General features: G+C 45.1%; 5 protein-coding genes. 1 reads left to right on the top strand and 4 read right to left on the bottom strand.

Annotated features, from left to right (window positions below):
• On the bottom strand, positions 1-1,155 hold a 1,155-nt coding region (locus AACP44_RS08410), incomplete at its 3' end, for a hypothetical protein (RefSeq protein ID WP_339340082.1).
• A gap of 257 nt (positions 1,156-1,412) precedes the next feature.
• Here AACP44_RS08410 and AACP44_RS08405 point away from each other — a divergent pair.
• Positions 1,413-2,495, top strand: a complete 1,083-nt coding sequence (locus tag AACP44_RS08405; protein ID WP_339340081.1) for a 3-deoxy-7-phosphoheptulonate synthase — start codon at positions 1,413-1,415, stop codon at positions 2,493-2,495.
• A gap of 31 nt (positions 2,496-2,526) precedes the next feature.
• Here the strand turns inward: AACP44_RS08405 and AACP44_RS08400 are convergent, their stop codons facing one another.
• The 3 genes from AACP44_RS08400 to AACP44_RS08390 all read right to left on the bottom strand — a co-directional run.
• Positions 2,527-3,702 carry a VWA domain-containing protein gene (locus tag AACP44_RS08400; protein WP_339340080.1) on the bottom strand — a complete coding sequence of 392 codons (1,176 nt, stop codon included), beginning with the start codon at positions 3,700-3,702 and terminating at the stop codon, positions 2,527-2,529.
• 28 nt (positions 3,703-3,730) lie between these two features.
• On the bottom strand, positions 3,731-4,579 hold the full coding sequence (locus AACP44_RS08395; RefSeq protein WP_339340079.1) for a MoxR family ATPase: 849 nt from the start codon (positions 4,577-4,579) through the stop codon (positions 3,731-3,733).
• Between the two features lie 168 nt (positions 4,580-4,747).
• On the bottom strand, positions 4,748-4,972 hold a 225-nt coding region (locus AACP44_RS08390; RefSeq protein WP_339340078.1), incomplete at its 5' end, for a hypothetical protein.

Raw genomic sequence — 4,972 nt, 5'->3', positions numbered from 1 at the left:
TTGATCTGACTGGCGATACTTCTCCCAGACTTTTTCAGCTAAATATCTAAACCTAGCTGTCGATAATTCAAATGCCCTTTCTTCTCTGATAGCAATAATTAACCGACTCATTAACTCACCATCCTTATCAGTTAAACGATAGAACGGTGACTGGCAGATAGTGGTTAGGGCATCAATCTCCAAAACTGGAAGCGCCAAGGACAGTGCGTCAATCGCTGCGCTGATAATGGGCGCCTCGATTAAGGGGTAACCGGCCGATATATTAAAAGGCAAATTGCGACGGACGGTTAAACCACCCTGCTGGTCCAAAGGCTGATTAAAACCCGGATCAAACACTTCAAGCAGCAAGCGTTGAACCTGTTGCCGTTGCTGTGCCAGCTCTGGAATAACAATGGCTATACGCGCAGTCGGCTGGTTTTTAAGTGTCTGTTTTGCCCATACCGCAGCAGCCAATAATTCTTGCTGGGTAGATTCACAGTCAACAACGCTAACGGATGCCGTTTGAGCGTCGGCATGATAATGGGTATAACCACCTGCACTCTGCAATAAATGATGGTTAAGGGGTGTCATATCCTCAAAACCGATGGTGATAATACTTTCCTCGGTAGCTAATATGCCGGCCTGGAAGCCACTAATCACCCTTTCGGTCATTTTGGCTGGGGGCAGCCAATTATTGTTATCACAGCGCTGTTCAAACTGATCAATCCAGTGCAGTAATACCGATGAATCGTCGTCTGCCAGCAATTGATCTCTTAGCGTTTGATCATTTAGCGGTTGGCGCCACTCAATTAAGGTGCGGTATGCACTAGCGGCCTGCTGTGCCGTTGCCGAGGGACGCAATAAAGCAGCACCACGATCCGAATCGGTGACAATTTGCTGCCATACCGCGTGCTCCTGTGTGACTGAAAGCGGTTTTACAGTTAGGGCCAAAGGATCAGCATTGATCAGCAGTTGTTGCCAGCAGTGATTGATCCACTGGCTGATGGAATAGACTGCAGGGTCATCGACAACGGGGGCTGATTTTTCAGCGCAAGCGATGGCGTAGGCATTGCGTATACGGCTAGCCAAACGCTGGTTGGAGGTCAGGATTAATCGACCTGCCGCCAATGGCTGCCAGATGGGATTTACATCAAAAAATGAATGTTGTTGAGGCATCGTATTATTTTTTGCTAGCGTGATTGGATTGTAACCGTAGCTTGCTTAAATACATAGACCTTTAGCTAGCCTTAATTAGGGCACATGTTCGATCTATGGCGCTTATCAAAGGCTATCATTGAATCAATAATAGCGGTTTTTCCAATGGGTTATACATCTAATGTCAAGATCAGCTACAATAGACGGCTAGCTGCGCCAGACCTGCTATTGAGCCAGTAGCCGCCAAGCTGACGCTGAAAATATTAGAGATAACGACCATGAACGACAGCAGTACCAACAGACAAGTAGATAACCTAAACGTCGAATCGCAAGAGGTTTTGATCACCCCTGAACAATTAAAAAATGACTTGCCGATGTCTGCCGCTGCCGCTGCAAGCATTGCTGATAGCCGTGAAGTCATTCGTAATATTCTCGATGGCAAGGATCACCGGATATTTGTTGTCGTTGGCCCCTGCTCGATTCACGATGTTGATGCTGCACTGGATTATGCCGCTCGCCTAAAGCAGTTGGCAGCAGAGGTTGAGGATACGCTTTATATTGTTATGCGGGTCTATTTTGAAAAACCGCGCACCACGGTTGGCTGGAAAGGTCTGATTAATGATCCACACCTAAACGACACCTTTAAAATTCAGCAAGGGCTGCATATTGGCCGTAAACTGCTGCTAGATGTAGCTGAAATGGGCCTACCTACGTCGACGGAAGCACTTGATCCTATTTCTCCGCAGTATATGCAAGATTGTATTGCTTGGTCAGCTATTGGTGCACGTACCACAGAATCTCAAACTCATCGCGAAATGGCTAGCGGTCTTTCTTCTGCGGTAGGTTTTAAGAATGGTACCGATGGTGGTCTGGCTGTTGCCATGAATGCTATTCAATCAGCCAGTAAGCCCCACCGCTTTCTGGGGATTAATGGCGAAGGTCAGGTTGCAATTATCCATACCAAGGGCAATCCCTACGCCCATATAGTTTTACGTGGCGGTTCTAACGGCCCTAACTATGATTCGGCACATATCGAACAAACTGAACAGGCGCTGGAAAAAGCCGGCGTGGTTAAAAATATTATGGTGGATTGCTCACATGCTAACTCCAGCAAGCAGCCAGCCTTACAGCTTGCCGTGATAGATGATATTAGTCAGCAGATTATTAACGGCAACCAATCCATTGTCGGCCTAATGGTTGAGTCAAATATCAATGAAGGCAATCAATCAATTCCTGATGATTTATCGCAATTGCAATACGGTGTTTCAGTAACCGATGCGTGTATTAGCTGGGACAGTACTGCCACAGCAATTCGTACTATGCGCGACTGCATTAAAGACAGATTGCCTAGTAGGCGATAAAGCGGCTTTTTAACTGTTGCTGCAGTAGCAGTTACTTGGATAGATAGCTCATTCCTTCTTCCAGACCTTTAATAGTCAGCGGATACATATGACCGTCGACCAGCTGACTGGCCAGATCTATAGAATAGGTATAATTCCACTGCTGTTCAGGTGTTGGATTGATCCATATGACCCGTTCGTAGGTTTCTTTTAAGCGCCGCATCCAAACATCGCCGGCCTCTTCGTTCCAGTGCTCAACACTGCCACCGGGTTGAAGAATTTCATAAGGTGACATCGACGCATCACCAATAAAAACCACTTTATAGTCGCTGGAATATTTATGCAGAATATCGAATAGATCTATCCGTTCGTTATGGCGGCGATTATTATTATCCCAAACCGACTCATAAATAAAATTATGGAAATAAAAATATTCCATATGTTTAAATTCCGAACGTGCTGCAGAAAACATCTCTTCGCAAACCTTGACGTAGGGGTCCATGGATCCACCAACATCAAAAAACAATAGCACTTTAACGGCATTATGACGCTCAGGTATCATTTTGAGATCTAGCAAACCGGCATTGTTTGCGGTGGAACGGATGGTATCGTCCATATCCAATTCGTCTTCAGCGCCGGTACGGGCAAATTTTCGTAACCGCCTAAGTGCTACTTTGATATTTCGCGTACCCAGCTCAACACTGTCATCGAGGTTTTTAAACTGGCGTTTTTCCCACACTTTAACCGCTTTTTTATGCCGGCTTTCGCCACCAATACGCACCCCTTCAGGATTATAGCCGCCATGACCAAAGGGGCTGGTACCACCAGTGCCAATCCATTTATTACCACCTTGATGCTTGCCCTCCTGTTCTTCTAGGCGTTTTTTAAATTCTTCAATTAATTTATCGAGGCCGCCAAGGGACTCTATCTTGTCTTTTTCTTCCTGACTAAGCTGCCTGATAAATTCCTGACGCAGCCAGTCATCGGGTATTAACGCCTCTAGAATATCTTCGATACTTTCCATATCGCGAAAATACGCTGAAAAACAGCGATCAAAACGATCGAAATATTTTTCATCCTTAATCAGCAAGGTACGACTGAGATAATAAAACGCATCCATATCAGCAAAGGCAAGATGGCTTTTGAGCGCCAGAATAAGATCCAGCAGTTCTTTGACAGAAACTGGAATACCGGCGCGCTTAAGAAGCTGAAAAAAACTAATTAGCATAAAAGTCTGCTCTACTAATTATCGGGTTTTAATCACGCTGCTGACGGCGATGCATAAAGGCCAATCGTTCTAGCATATGCACATCTTGCTCGTTTTTTAGCAAAGCGCCATACAGTGGCGGAATGGCGTTGCTGTTGTCATGATCCTTGAGGATTTCATTGGGGATATCGTCAGCCATTAATAATTTTAGCCAGTCGATCAGCTCGGAGGTTGACGGCTTTTTCTTTAAACCGGGAATAGATCGCACCTCAAAAAATAACTCTAATGCCTCATTAACCAGCTCTTTTTGAATATCAGGATAATGAACATCAACGATACGACGCATGGTGTCGTGATCGGGGAAATTGATAAAGTGGAAAAAACAGCGACGCAAGAAAGCATCCGGCAGTTCTTTTTCGTTGTTACTGGTAATAATAATAATGGGACGATGTTTGGCCTTAATCGTCTCGCCAGTCTCATAAACGAAGAACTCCATTTTATCGAGCTCGACTAATAAATCGTTAGGGAATTCAATATCCGCCTTATCGACTTCATCAATCAATAATACCACTTGCTCATCGGCGGCAAAGGCTTCCCACATTTTGCCTTTTTTAATGTAGTTGGCAATATCGTGCACCCTATCATCACCTAACTGGGAGTCACGCAGACGTGAGACAGCATCGTATTCGTAAAGACCCTGCTGGGCTTTGGTGGTCGATTTAATATGCCACTGGATTAACGGCATGCCCAACGAGGCTGCAACCTGTTCTGCCAATAGGGTTTTACCCGTGCCAGGCTCACCTTTAATCAGTAAGGGACGCTGTAATGTCACTGCGGCATTAACCGCCAGCTGTAAATCTTCTGTTGCTACGTAGGTATCGGTGCCTTGAAACTTCATAATCAAACCATAAATTTCGATAAAAATGGCCGCATAGACTAACGATTGAAAAGCTTATTGGCAAGATGATATCTGAGCTTTACGACTATCAAAAACGATCATTTTTACGACAATAGCTACTAAGATTGTCGCTTAGGCTGATATCTCACAGGGGGGCTAAGGACTATGTTAGTGATTGTGATCGGTAGCTGTATCCGGTGCAATATCAATAGCATCGTCACCGTCGAGGATATCTGACTGGGTATGACTATTTTTCACCATTCTATAGGCAAAAAATCCCAATAGCATAACCACCAAGTTACCTACAACCACGAGGCTAAGGGCAGTCTGCTGAGCCCAAGCGGTATCCACTATATCGTCTGATGTAGGCTGGAGTTCCTGAACTGGCTCTGG

This window comes from uncultured Oceanicoccus sp. (genome assembly GCF_963968385.1).
GTDB lineage: Bacteria > Pseudomonadota > Gammaproteobacteria > Pseudomonadales > Dasaniaceae > Oceanicoccus.
The sequence above is the reverse complement of the archived record's forward strand: the minus strand, read 5'-3'. Positions and strand labels throughout refer to the sequence as shown.

Coding starts and splice junctions, on each gene's coding strand:
- AACP44_RS08405 (WP_339340081.1), top strand. CDS start 1,413: ATGAACGACAGCAGTACCAACAGACAAGTAGATAACCTAAACGTCGAA.
- AACP44_RS08400 (WP_339340080.1), bottom strand. CDS start 3,702: ATGCTAATTAGTTTTTTTCAGCTTCTTAAGCGCGCCGGTATTCCAGTT.
- AACP44_RS08395 (WP_339340079.1), bottom strand. CDS start 4,579: ATGAAGTTTCAAGGCACCGATACCTACGTAGCAACAGAAGATTTACAG.